The sequence below is a fragment of the Cobetia sp. genome, from assembly GCF_983723665.1.
Genome location: NZ_CFDJES010000004.1, coordinates 33798 through 55087, shown reverse-complemented (window position 1 = coordinate 55087; position 21290 = coordinate 33798). Strand labels below are relative to the sequence as shown.

General features: G+C 64.3%; 16 protein-coding genes and 1 pseudogene. 14 read left to right on the top strand and 3 right to left on the bottom strand.

What is annotated here, in order from left to right:
• Positions 1-432: 432 nt before the first annotated feature.
• The 6 genes from AC4FAH_RS01135 (at position 433) to rsd (ending at position 7644) form a co-directional block, all read left to right on the top strand.
• A complete protein-coding gene (locus AC4FAH_RS01135; RefSeq protein WP_153636394.1) occupies positions 433-1194 on the top strand; it encodes an SDR family oxidoreductase in 762 nt (253 codons plus the stop codon).
• A 142-nt stretch (positions 1195-1336) separates the two neighbouring features.
• Entirely contained in the window at positions 1337-1834 is a 498-nt protein-coding gene (msrB, locus tag AC4FAH_RS01130) for a peptide-methionine (R)-S-oxide reductase MsrB (protein ID WP_107336174.1), read from the top strand.
• A gap of 160 nt (positions 1835-1994) precedes the next feature.
• Positions 1995-4418, top strand: coding sequence for a Tex family protein (locus tag AC4FAH_RS01125; protein WP_225347135.1), 2424 nt, complete (start codon positions 1995-1997; stop codon positions 4416-4418).
• A 164-nt stretch (positions 4419-4582) separates the two neighbouring features.
• Positions 4583-6181, top strand: coding sequence for a glutamate--cysteine ligase (gshA, locus tag AC4FAH_RS01120; protein ID WP_225347134.1), 1599 nt, complete (start codon positions 4583-4585; stop codon positions 6179-6181).
• Between the two features lie 272 nt (positions 6182-6453).
• Positions 6454-7014, top strand: coding sequence for a disulfide bond formation protein B (locus AC4FAH_RS01115; protein ID WP_082388316.1), 561 nt, complete (start codon positions 6454-6456; stop codon positions 7012-7014).
• 126 nt (positions 7015-7140) lie between these two features.
• Positions 7141-7644, top strand: a complete 504-nt coding sequence (gene rsd, locus AC4FAH_RS01110) for a sigma D regulator (protein WP_213114509.1) — start codon at positions 7141-7143, stop codon at positions 7642-7644.
• Positions 7645-7752: 108 nt separating this feature from the next.
• On the opposite strand, the gene AC4FAH_RS01105 is transcribed toward rsd, so the two are convergent.
• Both AC4FAH_RS01105 and AC4FAH_RS01100 read right to left on the bottom strand, forming a co-directional pair.
• Positions 7753-9144, bottom strand: coding sequence for an FAD-dependent oxidoreductase (locus tag AC4FAH_RS01105; protein ID WP_043331433.1), 1392 nt, complete (start codon positions 9142-9144; stop codon positions 7753-7755).
• Positions 9145-9402: 258 nt separating this feature from the next.
• Positions 9403-10059 (bottom strand): histidinol-phosphatase, encoded by a 657-nt coding sequence (locus AC4FAH_RS01100; protein WP_054555583.1) that lies wholly within the window; start codon positions 10057-10059, stop codon positions 9403-9405.
• Positions 10060-10319: 260 nt separating this feature from the next.
• On the opposite strand from AC4FAH_RS01100, the pseudogene AC4FAH_RS01095 reads away from it, so the two are divergent.
• A pseudogene (locus tag AC4FAH_RS01095) lies at positions 10320-10793 on the top strand (RNA pyrophosphohydrolase); the annotation flags it as partial.
• Between the two features lie 308 nt (positions 10794-11101).
• On the top strand, positions 11102-13402 hold the full coding sequence (gene ptsP, locus AC4FAH_RS01090; protein WP_225347132.1) for a phosphoenolpyruvate--protein phosphotransferase: 2301 nt from the start codon (positions 11102-11104) through the stop codon (positions 13400-13402).
• On the opposite strand, the gene AC4FAH_RS01085 is transcribed toward ptsP, so the two are convergent.
• Positions 13395-14357 carry an NRDE family protein gene (locus AC4FAH_RS01085; protein ID WP_153636391.1) on the bottom strand — a complete coding sequence of 321 codons (963 nt, stop codon included), beginning with the start codon at positions 14355-14357 and terminating at the stop codon, positions 13395-13397. The genes ptsP and AC4FAH_RS01085 overlap by 8 nt on opposite strands.
• A 162-nt stretch (positions 14358-14519) precedes the next feature.
• Here AC4FAH_RS01085 and AC4FAH_RS01080 point away from each other — a divergent pair, with 162 nt between their 5' ends.
• The 6 genes from AC4FAH_RS01080 to AC4FAH_RS01055 all read left to right on the top strand — a co-directional run.
• Complete coding sequence (locus AC4FAH_RS01080) at positions 14520-17333, top strand: response regulator (RefSeq protein WP_490245563.1); 2814 nt, start codon at positions 14520-14522, stop codon at positions 17331-17333.
• 73 nt (positions 17334-17406) lie between these two features.
• A complete protein-coding gene (locus AC4FAH_RS01075; protein ID WP_107336182.1) occupies positions 17407-18189 on the top strand; it encodes a sulfite exporter TauE/SafE family protein in 783 nt (260 codons plus the stop codon).
• 127 nt (positions 18190-18316) lie between these two features.
• On the top strand, positions 18317-19120 hold the full coding sequence (gene lgt / locus AC4FAH_RS01070; protein WP_054555578.1) for a prolipoprotein diacylglyceryl transferase: 804 nt from the start codon (positions 18317-18319) through the stop codon (positions 19118-19120).
• 213 nt (positions 19121-19333) lie between these two features.
• Positions 19334-20128, top strand: coding sequence for a thymidylate synthase (locus AC4FAH_RS01065; RefSeq protein ID WP_131432578.1), 795 nt, complete (start codon positions 19334-19336; stop codon positions 20126-20128).
• Complete coding sequence (locus tag AC4FAH_RS01060; protein ID WP_054555577.1) at positions 20125-20676, top strand: dihydrofolate reductase; 552 nt, start codon at positions 20125-20127, stop codon at positions 20674-20676. Before AC4FAH_RS01065 ends, AC4FAH_RS01060 begins: the two co-directional genes overlap by 4 nt.
• Positions 20677-20773: 97 nt before the next feature.
• The coding region (locus AC4FAH_RS01055; RefSeq protein WP_490245562.1) for a hypothetical protein at positions 20774-21290 on the top strand (517 nt) is incomplete at its 3' end.

The following is a 21290-nucleotide window of genomic DNA, read 5'->3' as shown; positions in this document are numbered from 1 at the left end:
CGGCGTGGATGGCTGGCGCTGCAGGAGTAGCGGTGCCATGCTGAACGATGTTGCATGTTGCAGTGCACAATAGAGGGGCTGGACAGGTAGAGCCCATGGCGTCCGCAGGGGGCGGGCCGAGGCTCACTCATCAGCATTCCCTGCTTTCGCGCCCGCTGTCGATGGCGTGCGTTGACGCCGTCAGTGCGTTGCGTTGGCGGATCTCGCCTGCGTTGAGGCAGGACACGCCGTGATCTGTTGCACTGCATCATGAGAATTCACCGCGAGCTGGCAGCGGGCGTCATCCCGAGGCATTCTCTGTCACGATGACGCTCAACACTGAAGGGCGCGGTGCGGGACACTCGACACATAGATCGTGACGCCCGTACGGCATTCGGGCCTCGCATCCGGCAGACGTTCCTCACTGCCGGCAGACAACCTGGGAGACGGGACATGAAGCTTGACGACAAGGTCATCGCGATTACGGGCGGCGCTCGTGGGCTGGGGTTGGCCATGGCGCGCTATCTGGGCGAGAAGGGAGCGGTACTGGCGCTGCTGGACATCGAACAGGACGGCCTGGATGACGCCGTCGCGAGTCTGGAAGCTGCAGGCATCAAGGCGCAGGGTTTCGTGACCAATGTCGCGGAAGAGGACTCCGTCACGGCGGCCTTCTCGGCCATCAAGAGCGCATTGGGACCGGTGAGCGGTCTGGTCAACAATGCCGGCATCACCCGCGATGGGCTGCTGATCAAGGCACGCGATGGCGTGGTGGAGAAGACCATGTCGCTGTCCAGCTGGCAGCAGGTCATCGATGTCAATCTGACCGGTGTCTTCCTGTGCACGCGTGAAGCGGCCAGTCAGATGATCGAAGCCGGCCAGCCGGGCGTGATCGTCAATATCTCCAGCATCTCGCGCGCCGGCAACATGGGGCAGAGCAACTACACCGCCGCCAAGTCCGGTGTCGCGGCACTGAGCGTGACCTGGGCCAAGGAGCTGGCACGCTACAGGATTCGTGTCGGTGCCGTGGCGCCGGGCTTCATCGCCACCGAGATGACCGCCGGCATGAAGCCGGAGATGCTCGACAAGATCAAGAGTGGCATCCCGATGCGCGACCTGGGGCGCCCGGAAGATATCGCCAGCAGCGTGGCCTTCATCTTCGACAATGACTACTTCACCGGGCGAGTGATCGAATGTGATGGTGGTCTGCGCATCTGACCCGATGGCTGGCGTCAGCCGATGAGACCCAAGCCCCCGCGATGGCAGCATCGTGGGGGCTTTCTCATGAGGCGATGCATCCAGCGCAGGCCGCTGCGCGTAGAAGTCAGTATTGCCGTTCATTGCTACAAGGAGACACGTCATGCAACGTCGCCAATTCATGGGGCTGGTGCTGGGGGCGGGAGCGATGCTGGCGCTGCCCAGACTGTCTGCCGCGCGTCCGGAGCTTGAGCTCGAGCGTGGCGCGGACATCACGCCGCTGACCCTCGAGGAAGACGAATGGCGTGCCCGCCTGAGCCCGGAGCAGTATCGCGTGCTGCGCGAGGAGGGCACCGAGCGGGCGGGCTCCAGCGAGCTCAACAAGGAGCATCGCGAGGGGGAGTATCGCTGTGCCGGTTGTGATCTGGCGCTGTTCTCTTCTGCCACCAAGTTCGAGTCCGGCACCGGCTGGCCCAGCTTCTTCGATCATATCGAAGGGCGCCTTCTGACCAAGACCGACTACGGACTCATCTGGCCGCGCACCGAATATCACTGCGCGCGCTGCGGCGGGCATCAGGGGCATGTCTTCGAGGATGGCCCCGAACCCACCGGCCTGCGCTGGTGCAACAACGGTGTCGCGCTGCGCTTCGTGCCCGCGTGAGGCGCTTGGGAGGCATCCCGGCTGGCGCAGTGAGCGGCTAAAGCAATCTTGCCGCTTTGTGGTAACGTGACGACATCGTGATACAGACGGCCCGGTCGATTCCACGACCGGGCCGTCTGTATATTGCCGCATGAATTCTGCTGTAAGGGACTGACGTTTCATGGACGCTACTGCAACTGACGCTACCACCTCCCGTCCTGCACCGACGCTGTCGCCCGCTGCCACCACTCGCCGCATTCAACAGGCGCTGGCCGGTGAGCTTGGGGTGCGCGAAGAACAGATCACCGCCACCGTCGAGCTGCTGGATGGCGGCGCGACCGTGCCGTTCATCTCGCGCTACCGCAAGGAAGCCACCGGCGGGCTCGATGACACCCAGATGCGTCAGCTCGAAGAGCGCCTGCGCTATCTGCGTGAGCTGGAGGAGCGGCGTCAGGTCGTGCTCGAGTCGATCGCCGAGCAGAACAAGCTGAGCGCCGCGCTTGAGCGGGATGTGCTGGCCGCCGACAGCAAGCAGCGCCTGGAAGATCTCTATCTGCCGTATCGCAAGAAGCGCCGTACCAAGGCCCAGATCGCGCGTGAAGCGGGGCTTGAGCCTCTGGCCGATGCGCTGCTCGCGGACCCGACGCTGGAGCCGGAGGCTCAGGCGGCCGGTTTCGTCGCTGCCGACAAGGACGTGGCCGATACCAAGGCGGCGCTGGATGGCGCCAAGCAGATTCTGATGGAGCGCTTCGCGGAGGACGCCGCGCTGGTCGGTCGCCTGCGTCAACGTCTGTGGGACGACGGTATCCTCAGTGCGCGCGTCATGAAGGGCAAGGAGCAGGAGGGCGCCAAGTTCTCCGATTACTTCGAGCATGACGAGCCGCTGCACAAGGCGCCCTCGCACCGTGCGCTGGCCATGCTGCGTGGTCGCAATGAAGGCGTGCTGAGCCTCGCGCTCAAGCTGGAAGGCGAAGACGACTTGCCGCGTCACCCGATGGAAGGCGCCATCGCGGCGCATTTCTCCATCGAGGATCAGGGGCGCGCCGCGGATCGCTGGTTGAAGGAAGTGGTGCGCTGGACCTGGCGCGTCAAGCTCTATACCCATCTGGAAAGCGAGCTGATCGGCCGCCTGCGCGAGCGCGCCGAGCAGGAGGCCATCCAGGTCTTCGCCGACAACCTGAAGGACTTGCTGCTGGCGGCGCCGGCGGGCCCCAAGGCCACGCTGGGCCTGGACCCGGGCCTGCGTACCGGCGTCAAGGTCGCGGTGGTGGATGCCACCGGCAAGTATGTCGATCAGGCCACCATCTATCCGCATGCGCCACACAATCGCTGGGACGCCTCGGTGGCCGAGCTGGTCAAGCTGGTCGAGCGGCATGACGTCGAGCTGATCGCCATCGGCAACGGCACCGCCTCGCGCGAGACCGACAAGCTGGCCGCCGACGTGCTGACGCGCCTGTCCGGCCGTCGCCTGCAGAAGGTGATGGTCAACGAGGCCGGCGCGTCCATCTACTCGGCCTCGGAATATGCGGCGCGCGAATTCCCGGACCTGGACGTGACCATCCGCGGCGCGGTGTCCATCGCCCGCCGCCTGCAGGACCCGCTGGGTGAGCTGGTCAAGATCGAGCCCAAGTCCATCGGCGTCGGCCAGTACCAGCACGATGTCAGTCAGGTGCAGCTGGGGCGCAGTCTGGAGGCCGTCGTCGAGGATTGCGTCAACGGTGTCGGCGTCGACCTCAACATGGCCTCAAGCGCGCTGCTGTCGCGCGTCGCGGGTCTCAACACCACGCTTGCCGAGAATATCGTCGCGCACCGGGATGCCAACGGCCGTTTCGCCTCGCGCCAGGAATTACTCAAGGTCAGCCGGCTGGGTCCGCGCACCTTCGAGCAGTGTGCCGGCTTTTTGCGCATCGCCTCCGGCAAGAATCCGCTGGATGCCAGTGCCGTCCACCCGGAGGCCTATCCGCTGGTCGAGCGCATCGCCAAGGCGCACGGGCGTGATCTGCCGAGTCTGCTGGGTGACAGCGCCTTCCTGCGCACCGTGAAGCCGACGGAATTCACCGATGAGCACTTCGGTCTGCCGACGGTGACCGACATCCTGCGCGAGCTGGACAAGCCGGGACGTGACCCGCGCCCCGAATTCCGCTTCGCCGAGTTCAAGGAAGGCGTCGAGACCCTCAAGGACCTCGAGCCGGGCATGAAGCTTGAGGGCGTCGTCACCAACGTGACTCACTTCGGGGCCTTCGTGGACATCGGCGTGCATCAGGACGGCCTGGTACACATCTCTGCCCTGTCGCAAAAGTATGTTGCCGACCCGCGCGAGGTGGTCAAGGCGGGCGACATCGTCAGCGTCAAGGTGATGGAAGTCGACATCCCGCGCGCGCGCATCGCGCTGAGCATGCGCATGAGCGATACTCCCGCCGAGAAAGGCGCGGCAGGCGAGGCGCGACGCGGCGCAGAGGGCGGTCGCGGTGGGCGCTCGCAAGGCGGCGGTGGCCGTCAGGAGCGCGGTGGTCGCGGCAGCAATTCTGGCGCGAGCGGCGGCGCGGCACCGGCCAACAATGCGATGGCAGCAGCACTGCTCAATGCGCGCAAGTCGAAATCATAAGCCTTGAAAGCATTTTTTACGCGCCCATAATGTGGGCATACTGACCTGACGCGAACGGTAGCTGCCGTTCGCGTCTTGCATGGCATCCGGTGCAGCACGCGGGCCATGGTCATCCAATTCGACCGGAGAGGCTGGGCTTCTCCCCATGCGAAAGGGTTCATACCTTGTCCGAGCAACTCGCGTCCGCCATTGCGCGACTCACGCCCCAGGCCCGTCAGGGTCTCTTCGGGCGCCTGCGCCGTGGTATCGAGAAGGAAGGCCTGCGGGTTACCGCTGGCGGTGACATCAGCCAGACGCCGCATCCGCGTTCTCTGGGGTCGAAGCTGACCCACCCGTACATCACCACGGACTATTCCGAGTCTCTGCTCGAGTACATCACCCCGGTGTTCACTCGTCCCAAGGAGTCGCTGGAGTTTCTGGCTGACCTGCATCGTTTCAGCTATCGCAACCTGGGCGATGAGCTGATCTGGCCGGCCAGCATGCCGCCGCGTCTGCACGGCAACGACAGCGTGCCGATCGCCGATTACGGCACCTCCAACAGCGGCACCATGAAGCATATCTACCGCAAGGGGCTGGACGTCCGTTACGGGCGCATCATGCAGTCGATTGCCGGTATCCATTACAACTTCTCGCTGCCGGATGACTTCTGGAGCCTGCTGCAGGGGCTGGAAGGGGCAGAGGCGGAAGATGCGCGCGACTTCCGCTCGCGTCGCTATTTCGAGCTGATCCGCAACTTCCGTCGTCACAGCTGGATCCTGCTCTATCTGTTCGGCGCCTCGCCGGGCATCGATGAGAGCTTCCTCGATGGCGGCAATGATGATCGCCTCAAGCGTCAGGCGGACCGCAGCCTGGTCTCGGCCTACGCCACCAGCCTGCGCATGTCGGACCTGGGCTATCAGAACAAGGTGCAGGCGCAGCTCAAGATCTGCTTCAACTCGCTGGACAACTTCGTCGGCACGCTGCGTCACGCCATCGTCACGCCGTGGAAGGACTACGAGAAGCTGGGCGTCAAGCAGGACGATGGCAGTTGGTCGCAGCTCTCCAGCAACATCCTGCAGATCGAGAACGAGTACTACTCCGACATCCGTCCCAAGCGTGTCACCCGGCAGAACGAGACGCCCAGCCAGGCACTGGAAGGGCGTGGCGTCGAGTACATCGAAGTGCGTTGTCTGGATCTCAACCCCTTCCTGCCGGTCGGGATCGACGAGACGCAGATCCGCTTCCTCGATACCTTCCTGATCTGGTGTCTGCTGACCGAGAGCCCGTGGATCGACGACGAGGAATGCGCCACGCTCGACAACAGCAAGCGTCGCGTGGTCGAGGCCGGGCGTGACCCGGAACTGACCCTGAGCGTCAATGGTGAAGAGCGTCGCCTGCGCGATCTGGCGGCCAACATCATGGATGAGCTGGGGGAAGTCGCGGGCCTGCTCGACAGTGGCGACAAGACGGGCAGCGCGCACCGTGATGCGCTGGCGGCGCTCGCGCCGCGCTTCGACGATGCCCAGACCACCCCGTCGGGCCGTCTGCTGACCAGCATGCTCGACAACGGCAGCAACTTCGTCGACGAAGTGCTGGCGCTGGCCAAGGGGCAGGCCGAGCAGTTCAAGTCAGAGCCGACGGAGCGTGCGCGCGGCTATCTGCTCGATCAGCTGGTCGAGACCTCGCTGCAGCAGCAGGGCGACATCGAGAAGGGCGATCATCAGGATTTCGACACCTTCATGGCCGAGTACTTCGCGTCCGCCCATGGCACGCAACCGGCGTGATCTCGTGACGCAACGCCAATTCATGTTCAGGTCATCGCGACACGGCATGATAGGCATCAGTCGCTGATAGTGACGGATTCGGCTATCGCTTCATCATCGGCGCCTCAGGCTTGAGGCGCCGATGATGTATGTGGCCTGTGCAGCCAGACTGAGCGCGGCTGCGGGGCACGACGCGGTGCAAGCCTCAATGCAGTCGCAGGGCCTTGATGGCCTTGCGGCTGCGTCATTTCTCACCCATGACTCCACTGGAGTTCCACCGGCAAGGACGGCAAATGACACAAGCGGACAAACAATCGGGGCAGCAGCCGGTAGCGCGCAAGGGCGGGCTTGCCCGCCTGGCGAGCTGGAGCGGGCGTCAATGGTGTCTGTTGGGAGCGCTGGGGTGCGCCTTTTTGCTGGGCGTGGCCTTCGTGCTGCAGTTCGCCTTCGATCTGGCGCCGTGTTCGCTGTGCATCTTCCAGCGCGTGGCGGTGGCCGTGGCCGGCGTCTTCTTCCTGCTGGGAGCCTTGCATGGCCCCGGACGCATCGGCACGCGTATCTACGCGCTGGGCGCACTGGCCGGCAGCATTGGCGCGGTCGTGCTGGCGGGTCGCCATATCTGGCTGCAGTCACTGCCGCCGGATCAGGTGCCGGCCTGTGGCCCGGGCCTCAACTACATGCTGGAAGTGCTGCCGGTATGGGACGTGATCACCCAGGTGCTCAACGCCTCCGGTGAGTGCGCCCAGATCAGCGCGCAATGGCTGGGGCTCTCGATCCCGCAGTGGTCGTTGATCGGCTTCTGTGGGCTGGCGCTGGTACCGCTGGCGATGCTGTGGAGCAGCTTCCGCCGTTGAGGCAATATGCCCTGCCACCATGGTGGGGGGTTGGCAGCGTGCACGGCATGGAGGATAGTGGGTTGGCAGCGGGGCGAGCACCGGATGTCAGCCCCTATCGTTCGGGTCATGCCAGAGGAGGCGCCCATGCTGGAGGAATGCACCACTGCGGCGGAACGCTTTCGTGGCGTTCATCAGTTGGTTGATCGCTGGCTGGACCAGCGACGCGAGATGCTGGTCTGCTTCATGGATCTGCACGAGGCCTGCGTGAATGACCTCGAGCAGCTCGAGATGACACGCGTCAATCGCTTCATCGAGCTTTTGATGGACTACATCTCGGCGGGGCATTTCGAGGTCTATCCTCAGCTCAAGGAAGAAGGCCGTGTCTTCGAGGACACCGCGGCGCTGGCGGTCTGCGAGCAGCTGATGCAGCGCCTGGAACCCTCCACCGAGCTGGTGCTGTCCTTCGATGAGGATTTCTCCAGTCCTACCCGCTGCCAGCACTATCGCGCCCGACTGCCGGAATGGCTGGCCCGCCTGCAGCAGGGGCTGACCGAGCGTTTCGCGCTGGAGGATCAGCTGATCCAGCGTCTGCATGCGGTACACGAGCCAATTGCCCAGTCGGCCCCGTCGGGTCAGTCGGTGTCCTGAGGCCGCCTCCCGCCAGGCACCCATCGACAGGCACCCATCAAAAAGCCCCGCCAGCATTCGCTGGCGGGGCTTTTTGATGCTCATCCCGATGCGTGTCTCGAAAGAGGCTTACATCAGTGAGGAGGCCTCCGGACGCTCGATCTCGGTCAGTTCGATCTCGCCGGTCAGCAGATCACGCTCGAAGGTTTCCTTGTCGATGTTGAAGCCAAGGAATTCCTGGGCGAGATACATGTCCTTCTCGGCGTTGCCCAGACAGCTGGTGCCACCCGGTGACGGCGTCATGTTGAAGACGATGCCGGTACCCGGATTGATCTTGGCTTCGCCCATCACGAGCTTCTGCTTGCTCTTGTCGATCAACTGCGGACGAACGCCACCGAAGCCCTTGGCGAAGCTGACGTCCTTGACGTCCAGGCTCGGCACGATCTTCTTGATGTCGCCGTGGAACAGACGCTCACGCAGCACCGGCACCTCGAACATGAAGTTCTTGAAGATGTAGTTGCGGATGTCGCGCACCTTCATCAGGTCCCACAGGGCCTTGACGACGTTGCGGTCCATGCGCAGCACCTTGAGGAACTCCCAGAAGGTCTTGCCGTTGTAGCGCTCCAGCAGCGGCAGCATCAGGGCGGTCGGGCCGAAGCGGGTCTTGCCTTCCACCAGCACGTCCGGGTCGCCGTGGACGGCGGCGAACGGCAGGTTCTCGTTCTGGATGGTATAGACCTTGCCGTTGAGCACCTTCGGGGTGAAGTAGAAGGAGCCGGCCATCGGCAGGCAGGACTTGTCCAGGCCGTAACCCATCTTGTGGGCGAACAGCAGGGAGTGACCGCCGGCGCTGACCACGACATAGCGTGCGCTGAGCTCGCCCTTGTCGGTCTTGACCTTGTAGACGTCACCTTCCTTGCGGATGTCTTCCACGGCGGTCGAGAGGCGAACGTCGAAGTTCATGCCTTTCTCGGCCGCTGCCTTCTCGCCTTCGCTGACGAAGGCTTCCGACAGGGTGGTGTAGTTGACGGCGGTATATTCGTCGGTGGAACCCAGCGCGACGATTTCCTCGTCAGGACGACGACCTTCCACCACCTTCGGCTCCAGCTCGGCGATATCATCACGCTCGAGCAGCTTCAGGTTGGGGAACAGCTGCTTGAAGGTGTCGAAACGCTTGCGCAGGAACTGGCATTCCTTGGCACCGACCGCCAGCACCATCTTCGGATACTTGTAGACGATGTGATCGCGCTCACTCTCGCTGAGCTTGGTGGCGAAGTTGACCACCATGCCCGCGGTGCGCTTGGTCACACGCGCCTTCTCGACCGTGTAGTTGGTCTCGATGTCGCCGCAGTGAATGGTCTGGGAGTTGTTGCGACCGTGCGAGTTGACGATCGCGACGTGGTCGTACTTTTCCACCAGGCCGACCGACTTGAGGTCGGTGTAGCGGGCGAGTTCATAGAGAAGGGCGGTGCCGGACACGCCGCCACCCACAATCAGGACATCGTATGTCGTTGAGGACATGGCTGCTCACGCTCAAGGTTGGTGAGGGACATCCCCCGGACCCGACCGGGATTCCGGAGGCCGTCCTGCCGTGACGGGGCAAAAGTTGCCGCACCAGGCTCGACGGTTCGATGGACACACATTATAGACACATCTTGTGCGAAATGATTCAGCAAATAAGGTCGACTTTATGGTGAATGCTTGTAGCCACATGAAAACCTTATAGCTGAGGCTGATCGACCTTATGGATCGATAAAAGCCAAGCAAATCAGTCGTTTATCAGTCGCGCAGCGAAATGATGCGCCAATCGCGCGCGTCAGCGGCGGCGCGCAGTTGCTCATCCGGGTCCACTGCGATGGCAGTATCGACACGCTCCAGCAGCGGCAGGTCATTGATGGAGTCGCTGTAGAAGGTGCTGCCATCCAGAGTGTGGTCACGTTCGGCCAGCCAGGCCTCGAGGCGGGTCACCTTGCCGGCCTGGAAGCTGGGGACGCCGCTGACGCGTCCGGTGTAGCGGCCGTTGACGATCTCGGGCTCGATGGCGATCAGCTCATCGACGCCCAGGCGGTCCGCGATGGGAGCGGTGATGAAGCGATTGGTGGCGGTGATGATCAGCAGGGTGTCGCCGCGTGCCCGGTGGCGTGCCAGCAGCTCTTCCGCCCGCGGCAGGATGATGGGCTCGATCTTGGCGGCCATGAACTGCTGGTGCCAGGCCGCCAGCTGCTCCGGACTGTTCTCGGACAACGGCTTGAGTGAGAAGGCCAGGTATTCGTGAATGTCCAGCTCGCCACTCTGGTAGAGCTGGTAGTAGCGCTCGTTGGCTTCACGGTAGACGTTGGCGTCGACAGCGCCCTGTTCGACCAGAAATTCGCCCCAGGCGTGATCACTGTCCCCGGCGATCAGGGTATTGTCGAGATCAAAGATGGCCAGACTCACGGAAAACTCCTTGCTCTGCCCAGCCACACTCGGCTGGGCGACAGACACGGACAACAGAGCACGATAAGGTGCCGGCCCAGTGTTTGCGCGGGTGTACGGTGGCCGACGAGCAGTCTCGCACGGCCGTGTTGCACTGCAATAGCGTGAAGGCAGCGATTATTGCAGAGGTGCTCGGGCTTTCACACCGCCAAACCGCGTATTGAAGCGCTTTCAGCCTTTGTGGAAGAATGGTTTCAATTAACGAATCAAAGGTGACATCCGTGATCGACGCTGACGGCTTTCGCCCCAACGTTGGCATCATCATTGCCAACTGTGAGGGCCAGCTGCTCTGGGCGCGCCGGGTAGGACAGAATGCGTGGCAGTTTCCGCAAGGGGGCATCAAGCCAAACGAGACACCGCAACAGGCGCTGTTTCGTGAACTCGAAGAAGAGATCGGCCTGAAAGCTGAGGACGTCGAGATACTGGCCTGCACCCGTGGATGGCTGCGCTACCGGTTACCCAGACGCATGGTAAGAACGCACTCCCGACCGATCTGCATCGGTCAGAAGCAGAAGTGGTTCCTGTTGCAGATTCGCTGTCAGGACAACCGCGTAAGTGTGGATACCACGCCCAACCCTGAATTCGATGGCTGGCGTTGGGTAAGCTACTGGTATCCGCTGGGGCAGGTCGTGGCCTTCAAGCGTGAGGTCTATCGGCGCGCCCTGCGTGAGTTGGCGCCGCGTCTGCAGCGTCTGGTGGACACCGAGCGGCTCAAGGCGCTCGCCGAGGGGCCATCGCTGCATGAGGCGCGGGGCGCCTGCGGGCCGTCTGGCGCCAGTGGCTCACCGGTCGCTACTGCCAACGCGGCGGCCAAGGGGCTCGATGGCACAGGTGCCGCTGACCCCGGGGCCGATGGCGCCAGCTCCGAGGGTCACGGGCGACATTCGTCCGGCTGATGGCGTTGATGGGCGCGGGTGGCTGAGCGTGGGTCACGCCGCCTTGGCTGAGCAATCACCTTCTCGACGTCTTCGATGCGCGAGATACACCATGCTTGAGGTACTCCATGCTTGAGGTGCTACGTCGTATCGTTCAGGAGGTCAATGGCGCACGTTCTCTGGACGCGGCACTGGCGACCATGGTGTTGCGCATACGCAAGGCCATGAAGACGGACGTCTGCTCCGTCTATCTGCTGGCACCGGAAAGCGATCGCTTCGTGCTCAAGGACACCATCGGTCTGCGCTCGTCGTCGGTGGGGCAGGTCAGTCTGGCACGTGGCGAGGGCCTGGTCGGGATGGTGGCGCTCAGAGAAGAGCCGCTCAATCTCGAGGATGCGCCCGCACACCCCCAATTCCGTTATTTCGAGGAGACCGGAGAGGAGCGTTTCTCCAGCTTCCTCGGTGTCCCCATCATCCATCAGCGTCGTGTGCTCGGGGTGCTGGTCATCCAGCAGCACGAGAAGCGCCGTTTCGATGAAGGTGAGGAAGCCTTCCTTGTCACCCTCGGCGCGCAGCTGGCGGGAGTGCTGGCCCACGCCCTGGCCACCGGGGCGCTGGGCAAGCTGGCCGGTACCAGCGGCCAGGCGACCTTCTCCGGCGTGGCCGGCTCGCCTGGTATCGCCATCGGCAAGGCCTTCGTGCTGTCTCCGCCTGCCGACCTGGACGCCGTCCCCGACCTGATCCCCACCGATATCGAATTCGAGATCGCACGCCTCAAGGAGGCGATCAACGCCGTGCGCGAAGAGATTCGCGTCGCGGCGGAGCGCCTCGCCAGTCGTATCTCCACCCAGGAACATGCGCTGTTCGAGGTCTATCAGCAGATGCTGGGTGACGCGGCGCTGGGCCAGGAAGTCGAGAAGCGCATCCGTGAAGGACAGTGGGCGCCGGCGGCGCTGGCCGATATCGTGCGCCGCCATGTGCAGTATCTCGAGCGTGTCGATGACGACTATCTGCGCGAAAGAGCCGCCGACATACGGGATCTTGGGCGCCGCGTGTTGTCACACCTGCAGGAAGAGGGTGATAGCGGTCCGATCGAATACCCGGAAAACACCATCCTCATCGGTCACGAGATCAGCCCCGCCACGCTGGGGGAAGTCCCGCGTGAACGCCTCAAGGGGCTGGTCGCGGTCAGTGGCTCGAGTACCTCGCATGTCGCCATCCTGGCGCGTGCGATGGGGATTCCCACCGTGCTGGGCATGGTGGATCTTCCGTTGTCGCGACTGGGCGGTGCACCGGTCATTCTCGATGGTCACCGTGGTCGACTGGTAGTGCGTCCCGAGCTTGAGCTCGGCGCCTACTATTCACGGTTGATCGAGGAGGAGCAGGCGTTGAGTGCGCTGCTGGAACAGGAGCAGGATCTGCCAAGCGTGACCCCGGATGGTCATGTTCTGCCGCTGATGGTGAATACCGGCCTGGCGCTGGATTCCGTCGCGTCGCTCAAGTCGCGGGTCGGCGGGGTCGGGCTCTACCGCACCGAAGTACCGTTCATGATGAGTGACCGCTTCCCCAGCGAGCAGGAGCAGGCGCGTCTTTATCGTGAGCAGCTGCTGGGCTTCGCGCCGCTGCCGGTCACCATGCGCACGCTGGATATCGGCGGCGACAAGGACCTGCCCTATTTCCCGATCAACGAGGCCAATCCCTTCCTGGGCTGGCGGGGCATCCGGGTGACGCTCGATCACCCCGAGGTGCTGATGGTGCAGCTGCGGGCCATGCTGCGTGCCGCGGAAGGGCTGGACAACCTGCGCATCATGCTGCCGATGATCTCGGGAATCGAGGAAGTCGATGCGGCGCTGGCGCTGGTCAATCGGGCGCTGGTCGAGCTGGCCGAAGAGGGCATCAACGTCTCGCGACCGAGTGTCGGCGTGATGATCGAGGTGCCGGCGGCGCTCTACCAGCTGGAAGCGCTCGCCACCCGGGTCGACTTCTTCTCGGTGGGCTCCAATGATCTCACCCAGTATCTGCTGGCGGTGGACCGCAACAACCCGCGCGTGGCGAGTCTCTACGATGCCTGCCATCCGGCGGTGTTGCGCGCCCTTGCGCGTCTGGCGGAAGAGTCGCGTGCGCTCAAGATGCCGGTGAGCGTCTGCGGTGAGCTGGCGGGCGACCCCGCCGGGGCCTTGCTGCTGCTGGGCATGGGCTTTGACAGTCTGTCGATGAATGCCCCGAGCCTGCCGCGCGTGCGTGCGGCCATTCGGCGGGTGTCACTGAGTGCGGCGCAGGGGCTGGTGGGCGAGGTGCTGTGTCAGCCCACCGCCGATGAGGTTCATGACCTGTTGCTCCACCGCCTGCAGGCCTGGGATCTGGCCCACCTGCTGCCGCCGCGCGACAACGCGCCTGTGGCACAGAAAGCCGGCGAGACGGCTAGCTGAGTCGCCAGCTGCCGATATCTCCTTTTTTGCCGCTCTCCGATGCGAGTGAGCGGGTCATGGCCCTGCGACTGGCGATGATGTGGCCCTCAGGGCTGAAGCGGCGCTCCAGCAGGGTCAGGGTCTGCACCACACCGGACGGATCAGTCGTATCCCTTGCCGGGTGGCGTTGCCAGCGCACCAGGGTCGAGGCCCGCGTGCCATATTCGGCGCTGACGATGAACGGGCTGGACAGCAGGGCTTCGCGTTCGGGCGAGAGTCCGGTGGCCGGTAGCTGAGTCGGCGCGGGCCGCCAGTCATCCTTGAGCAGGTCGAGCAGCGCGTCGTCGCTCAATGGCCGTGCGGTTGTCTGACCGGCACGGGCTGACGGGTCGAGGAGGGCTGTCAGGCGGCCACTCAGGCGTCGTTGCTTGGGCCAGTCGGTCTCGGGATGGCCATTGCTCAGGCTGTGGATGCCCGCGCTGAGGCGGCTCACCTCGGCCCCTTGTGGGCCATGATGCAGGCGCCACAACGCCTTGCCATCGCAGACCAGCAGGTTGCACCAGTCCACGGCCTCAAGCGTCAGCGCAGACAGCTTCTGTGCGTCCGCTCCCTCCAGTGCCGCGGGCACGCTCTCTCCCGCGACCAGTGCGCGCAACCAGTCTTCAAGGCGCCAGCGCGAGCATCGCCCCAGCGCCTGACGCGCCGCGGCCGCGACCAGCTGGCCACGGCTGATGCTGGCCGTCGGGGCAGGGTGGTCCAGCTGGCGCACGTTGGTCAGCGTGGCGAGGCTGCCGGCGGGGTGCATGACCAGCCAGCCGCCGCCGGCCACCAGGTCGCGTCCGCCGCACAGGACACCATCCGGCCACACGCAGAGCCCGGCGGTGGCGCGTGCGTGAAACTCATCCCGGTTGCCGATCAGTAACAGGCATTCGCCCTGCGGCGAGTCCGGTTGCCAGTCAAATGCCATCAGGCACATGTCGCCACTCCATCAGGGGGTCGGGAGAAAATAGCGCCTCTGTCACGCTGGCACTGCATGACGCCTGACGGCGGCTTGCGTATGCTGCTGCTTTGTCTCGACAGCTTGCGCTGGTCAGCGGTCGGGCTTGCCGACGCCTCACCTACAGGATGCTTTCAGATCATGTTCTCGCGCCGTGCTTCCTCTGTCGAGCCACCGCCTGCTGCGGCGGTGGCTTCGAATGCCCAGAATCCCGCCAGTGGCCTGGAGAAGGTCTGGGCGCGCATGATTCGGCTGACGGCTGGCCCGCTGCTGCTGGCGGAGCTGGCGGTGGCGTTGAGCTTTCTGGTCGGGGCCGCCGTGGTCAGGGACAGCACGCAGCATGCTGCCGTCGATAGCGCGCTGGGGGAGCTCCGGCAGGAGCATGCGCTGGCCACGGCGCTGGTCAGCGAGCGTCTGGAAACCCAACAGCGTCGCCTGCAGATTCTGGCGCGCTATGCACGGCGCCATCTCGACTTCGGCGCCAACGGGAGCAGCGCCTATGACGATGGCCTGGACCAGTTCTCGCTCACCGAGCAGGGCCAGCTGTTCAGACCGGTATCGCGTGGGGGGGCCGCACTCTACGGCGAATTCGCAGGGCCGTTGAGCGATGAGGATCGTGACGCCGGGCGGCGACTGATGCATATGCAGTGGCTGCTGTCGGACCTCTACTCGTCGGACCCCCTGATCTCACGCCTGTTCGTGAGTCTCGATAACAGCATGGTCATGCTCTATCCCTGGTTCAACGTGCTGGATGCCTTCGCGCCGGGCAGCGATTTCATGCCCTATACCGGCGTGCTGCCGGGCACCGTGCGTCAGCTTGCCGAGAACACCGACAATGGTGCGGCGCGCGTGGTCTGGCTACCGCCGCATCCGGGGCCTGCCGGTCTGCCGCAGATCACGGCGCTGGCAGAGGTCTCTCTCAGCAATGGCCAGAAGGCGCGTGTCGGGCTGGATCTCGCGCTGCCGCAGATGGAGGCGCGCCTGCTGCTGCCGGGGCATGCCCCCTCGGATGCCTTCTGGCTGGTCGATGACCACCTGAACGTCTGGGCGGCCAGCAGCAATGTCGGCGACGGCCATTCCCGGGAGCTGCCCGCGGATATCGCCCGCGCGATGGATACCAGCCTACGCGGTGCCACGCTGGACGACCCGCACGGGAATCAGGTGGTGGTGTGGGACAGCTTGCCGGTCACTGGTTGGCGTCTGGTGTCCAGCACGCGACTCGAGGTGCCCGGTCAGGTGCCGCTGCTGACCCTGTTGCTGGGCAGTGGTGGCGCGCTGCTGCTGGTGTTTGCCGTCGTCATGCTCATCTTGCAATGGCGGCTCAGGCGCATGGACCAGCGCCTGGGGCAGCCCTTGGAGTGGTTGGCGCGCCAGAGCGAGCGTATCGAGAACGGTGAGGTGATGGAGGAGTACCCGCCGGTGGGGCGGCAGGCCTATCCGGCGGATGACATCCTGCGTCGCCATCGTGGGGCCGTGGCCTTGCTGCGTCGTGGTCGCGGCCATGAGCTGGATGCCTTGCCGCTGCCGGCCTTCGTGATGCGCCATGGACTGTTGGCGATGGCCAACCCGGCCTTCGAGAAGCTGTTCGGACTGGTATTGCATGAGGCGCTGGGCCGGTCGGTGGGCAGCTTGCTGATGCTGGAGCCCAACCCCAGCGTGCCCAGCAGTCGTGAACTCCGGGTACATGACGCCGAGGGGCGCATGCGGCGCATGCGCCTCGAGCTGTGTCGCTTCAACAATGACCCGGCGCAGGTGCTCGGCGTGATGATCGATGAGTCAGAGCACGATCAGGCCAGCCAGCAGTTACTGGTCGCGCGTGACCGTGCCCGCGAAGAAGCGCGTCTGAAGAGTGATTATCTGGACATGCTGCACGCTGAGCTGACGCCGCCGCTGCAAGGCCTGGTGCGCAAGCTTGGTCAGCTCAGGCGTGAGCGTCATATCGAGGATGCCGAGCTCAGCCTGCTGCAGGGCCGCCTCGACAGCGTGGCGCAACTGCTGGATGCCCTGACCGAGCGCGAGGAAGTGGTACGGACGCCGCTGGAAGAGAATGACTTCTCGCCGACCGAGACGCTGGGGGCGCTGCTCGAGGACATGCAGCAGCGCCATCATGATGTCGGCTGCCCCTTCGAGTGGCAGCTGGGGCCGATGCCGGAGGCCTTGCGCGGTGATGTGCGCCGCCTCGCGCAGCTGTTCGAGCATCTGGCGGAAGGCTGCATGCGCCACGAAAGCGCCAGTCATCAATCTCTGCTGCTTGAGCTGCAGCAAGCCTGTGAGCTGCCGGCCTGTCGCGATGCAGCGTTCTCTGCAGAGGGTTCCGACGACGAGGGCGCTGGCTGTTGCTGTCTGCGGCTCGAGCTGCGTGGACATGTCGGCCTCGATATCGGTCATCAATCGCCCTCGAGCCTTGTCATGGCGCGGCGCTTGATCGACGAGCTGGGCGGTAGCTATCGCCAGATCAACCTGGACGACGAGCAGGCGCTGGAAATCCTGCTGCCGATGACATGGCCGGGCAAGCCGACCGAAACCCGCATCCTGGTGGTCGATGACGGGCCGGTGAATGCGATGCTGGCGCGCACGGTGCTCGGTCGTCAGGGGTTGTTGGTCGATACCGCCAGCAGCGGCGAAGAGGCGCTGGCCGCTCGTGGACAGCATTTCTACGCGCTGGTGTTCATGGATATCTTCATGCCCGGCATGGATGGCGTCAGTGTCAGCCAGCGCTGGCGCGAGCAGGAAGCCGCCGCCGGCAGTGAGCGGCGCAGTGTCATCATCGCGCTGACCGCCAATGCCAGTGAGGCCGATCGCGAGCGCTTCTTCGCCGCCGGGCTGGATGATTATCTGGGCAAGCCCTACCGGCCTCAGGCGCTGATCGACAAGGTCAGCATGTGGCTGCCTGACGTGACGCTGACGCCACGCGCGTCCGGCAGCGGCGAAGGTCCAGTATCAACAGACGGCTGACGGTCATGGCGCTGAGACGCCCGGGCCATTCTCGGCGGACAGTCACCGCAATGCAGCATGAAAGGAGTCGGGTATGTGGTGGTGGTATCCCTTGTTGGGCGCAGTCGCCGGCATGATTGCGGGGTTGTTCGGGATTGGCGGAGGGCTTGTCATCGTGCCGGTGCTGGCCGCGGCCTTCGTGCTGCAAGGCGTCGCGCCGGAGGTGTTGATGCACCTGGCGATCGGCACCTCGCTGGCCACCATCGTGGTGACCTCGCTGTCGTCGGCACGGGCACATCATGAGCGCGGTGCGGTGCGCCTCGATTGGCTCAAGCGGCTGTTGCCGGGGCTGGTGGTCGGCACCGGGCTCGGCGTGGTGCTGGCCAGTGAACTGAGCGGCGAGACGCTCAAGCTGGCGTTCGGCGTCTTCGTGCTGCTGGTGGCGGCCAAGCTCGGGCTGGATCTCAAGGTGGGCCAGATGGCCCAGGCGCCCGGGCGGGTCGGCCAGTTCGTGGGCGGCAGTACCGTCGGCGTGATTTCCTCGCTGTTCGGCATCGGTGGCGGCACGGTGATGGTGCCGATGCTCTCCAGCTGGCAGGCGCGCATGACCGAAGCGGTGGGGACCGCCGCCGCGGCAGGCTTCCCCATCGCGCTGACCGCCGCACTGACCAACATCGTGGTCGGCTGGCATGCCCCCAATCTGCCGGAGCACGCCATCGGCTATGTCCATTGGGTGGCGTGGCTGGGCATCGTGCTGGCGTCCGTGCCGTTTGCGCGCCTCGGGGCGCGGCTGGCGCATGCCTTGCCGGCCCTGCTGCTCAAGCGCCTGTTCGCGCTGATCCTGGTCGTCGTCGGACTGCGGTTTCTGCTGGCGTGAGCGGGAATACGCTGCCTCAGGCAGGTCGTGTTCATGCTTTGACTGTTATGCTCTGCCCGCCTGAGAGGCGATGACTGCATCGCCCAGTGCGTTGGTAGAGCCCGACTTCCTCATTCAAGGTTTTCACATGTTGCAATATCCTGAGATCGACCCCGTGGCGCTGGCGCTGGGGCCCTTCAAGATTCATTGGTACGGGTTGATGTACGTGATCGGTTTCGCGGCGGCCTGGGGGCTGGCACGAGCACGTCGCGCACGCGTCGGCCTGAGTCAGGACGCGGTAGGCGACCTGATCTTCTTCGGCGCCCTGGGTGTGGTGCTGGGTGGCCGCCTGGGGTATGCGCTCTTCTATGGCTTCGACAAGCTGCTGGCGGACCCGGTGTGGATCTTCAAGGTCTGGGATGGCGGCATGAGCTTCCATGGCGGCTTGCTGGGCGTGTTGATCGCGATGCTGATGTTCGCGCGTCGCCATCAGCTGACCTTCTTCCAGCTGACCGATTTCATCGCGCCGATGGTGCCGATCGGTCTCGGCGCAGGGCGGCTGGGCAACTTCATCAATCAGGAGCTGCCGGGGCGCATCACCGATGTCTCCTGGGGCATGGTCTATCCGCTCTACGGGCCGGAACCGCGTCATCCCTCGCAGCTCTATCAGTTTGCACTGGAAGGCGTCGCGCTGTTCGCCATCCTGTGGTTCGTCTCGCGTGAACCGCGTCAGAAGGGCTTGATCTCCGGTCTGTTCCTGCTCTGCTACGGCTGCTTCCGGTTCATCACCGAATTCTTCCGTCAGCCGGACTCCCAGCTCGGCTTCATCGCCTTCGACTGGCTGACCATGGGCCAGCTGCTGTCGCTGCCGATGGTGCTGTTCGGGCTGCTGTTGATGGCCTGGTCGCGCGGTCAGGAAGTGGCGCAGCCGCCGGTGCCTCGCGCCTCCTGAGGGGCAATGCAGGCGTGAATACAGGGGGCATTCGGTGTAAACTGGCCCCCTGCCAGATACGCAAGAACGCGGCCATCGGGCCGCGTTCTTGCGTATCTGGCAGCGTCAAATATCGTCAAGTGAACGATTCGAATTCATGAAGAGGCTGGTGCAGGGCGATCCACGGCTCCGCTCGCCGCGCCAGCCTCTGACACGCCGTACGGACTCGCCACCATGCAACCCTATCTAGATCTGATGCGCCATGTGCTGGAAAACGGCACACAAAAGGGCGATCGCACCGGCACCGGCACCCTGAGTGTCTTCGGCCACCAGATGCGCTTTGATCTGGCCGAAGGCTTTCCGCTGGTCACGACCAAGAAGCTGCACCTGCGCTCGATCATCCACGAGCTGCTGTGGTTCCTGAAGGGCGATACCAACATCGCCTACCTGAAGGAAAACGGCGTGCGTATCTGGGACGAGTGGGCCGATGAGAATGGCGACCTCGGGCCGGTATACGGTTACCAGTGGCGCAGCTGGCCGAACCCGCAAGGCGGTTCCGTCGACCAGATCAGCCAGCTGATCGAGCAGATCAAGACCAACCCGGATTCGCGCCGCCTGATGGTCTCGGCCTGGAACCCGGCGCTGGTGGATGAGATGGCGCTGCCGCCTTGTCATGCACTGTTCCAGTTCTACGTCGCCGATGGTCGCCTGTCCTGCCAGCTCTATCAGCGCAGCGCGGACATCTTCCTCGGCGTGCCGTTCAACATCGCAAGCTATGCGCTGCTGACCCAGATGGTCGCGCAGGTGTGTGGCCTCAAGCCGGGCGAGTTCATCCATACCCTCGGCGATGCCCACCTTTACAGCAATCATCTCGAGCAGGCGCGTGAGCAGTTGACGCGTGAGCCGCTGGCGCTGCCGAAGCTGGTGTTGAATCCGGAAGTCACGGATCTGTTCGACTTCACCTTCGATGACATTGCCATCGAAGGCTATGAATCCCATCCGCATATCAAGGCGCAGGTGGCTGTATGAGCGATAATGAATTCTCTCCGCTGACGGCGGCGGCTGACACCGTCGTGCCCGTCGCGATGATTGCCGCCATGTCGGTCAACCGCGTGATCGGCGTCGACAACCAGTTGCCGTGGTATCTGCCGGAAGACCTGAAGTTCTTCAAGCATGTCACCCAGGGCAAGCCGGTGATCATGGGACGCAAGACCTTCGCCTCCATCGGCAGGCCGCTGCCCAACCGCCTCAACATCGTGGTCACGCGTGACAGCGAGTTCAGTCACGATGGCGTGCGGGTCTGCAGTGACCTGGCCGCCGCGCTGAGCATGGCGGACCACCACGCGATGATCGAAGGCGTGGATGAGATCATGGTGATCGGTGGCGGTCAGATCTACGCCCAGGCGCTGCCGGTGGCGACGCGCCTCTATCTCACCGAGGTTGCGGTCGAGATCGAGGGCGATGCCCATTTCCCGGCGCTGGATGCGAGCTGGCAGGAAGCGCAGCGCGTCCCGGGGGAGAGTGGTGAGGGTCTGCCGGCCTATGACTTCGTGCGCTTCGAGCGCCGCGACGTCTGAGCCACTGGCTGGCCGGCGTGACCTTTACAGTCAGCAGGTACTGACACAGACTGGTGCCAAACGGAACTGCCCATAGCGTGCAAGGGAGGCTCAGGCCTTGACGATGGATCGCCTCGAAGCGCTGTATTCTGCGCTTGAACATGAAGCCGACACACAGCGACAGCAGCGTGACACAGAGCGCCAGGCCCGTGCGGCCCTGGAGTCGGAAAATGCCCGCCTGCGCGATGCGCTGGCCCAGCTGGAGCAGCAGGGAACGTCTGCAGCCACGGCAGATGCCGATGCGCATCAGCGTGCCTTGGCAGAAGCCGAGCGTGCACTGGCCGCGGAGCGTCATGAGCGTGAGCAGCTCGCTGAGCAACTCGCGGCGGCGCGCCAGACACTGCAGGAGCAGCAGGCGCAGTTAAGCGCGGTGAATGAGGCGTTGCTGGCGCGAGATGCGCAATTGCGTGAACTGGTCGAGCAGGCTTCTGCGCCGCAATTCTCCACGAATGCGGAGGCGGGTCTGACAGCGCAGCAGGAGGCGCAGGCAGAACGCCTGGCCTCAGAGCGCCTGAACGTGAGTCAGCCGGCAGCTGCCGCGCAGACAACGACGGCTGCTGATTCGTCCGAGGCTC

Coding starts and splice junctions, on each gene's coding strand:
- AC4FAH_RS01135 (WP_153636394.1), top strand. CDS start 433: ATGAAGCTTGACGACAAGGTCATCGCGATTACGGGCGGCGCTCGTGGG.
- msrB (WP_107336174.1), top strand. CDS start 1,337: ATGCAACGTCGCCAATTCATGGGGCTGGTGCTGGGGGCGGGAGCGATG.
- AC4FAH_RS01125 (WP_225347135.1), top strand. CDS start 1,995: ATGGACGCTACTGCAACTGACGCTACCACCTCCCGTCCTGCACCGACG.
- AC4FAH_RS01115 (WP_082388316.1), top strand. CDS start 6,454: ATGACACAAGCGGACAAACAATCGGGGCAGCAGCCGGTAGCGCGCAAG.
- rsd (WP_213114509.1), top strand. CDS start 7,141: ATGCTGGAGGAATGCACCACTGCGGCGGAACGCTTTCGTGGCGTTCAT.
- AC4FAH_RS01105 (WP_043331433.1), bottom strand. CDS start 9,144: ATGTCCTCAACGACATACGATGTCCTGATTGTGGGTGGCGGCGTGTCC.
- ptsP (WP_225347132.1), top strand. CDS start 11,102: ATGCTTGAGGTGCTACGTCGTATCGTTCAGGAGGTCAATGGCGCACGT.
- AC4FAH_RS01085 (WP_153636391.1), bottom strand. CDS start 14,357: ATGTGCCTGATGGCATTTGACTGGCAACCGGACTCGCCGCAGGGCGAA.
- AC4FAH_RS01080 (WP_490245563.1), top strand. CDS start 14,520: ATGTTCTCGCGCCGTGCTTCCTCTGTCGAGCCACCGCCTGCTGCGGCG.
- AC4FAH_RS01075 (WP_107336182.1), top strand. CDS start 17,407: ATGTGGTGGTGGTATCCCTTGTTGGGCGCAGTCGCCGGCATGATTGCG.
- lgt (WP_054555578.1), top strand. CDS start 18,317: ATGTTGCAATATCCTGAGATCGACCCCGTGGCGCTGGCGCTGGGGCCC.
- AC4FAH_RS01065 (WP_131432578.1), top strand. CDS start 19,334: ATGCAACCCTATCTAGATCTGATGCGCCATGTGCTGGAAAACGGCACA.
- AC4FAH_RS01060 (WP_054555577.1), top strand. CDS start 20,125: ATGAGCGATAATGAATTCTCTCCGCTGACGGCGGCGGCTGACACCGTC.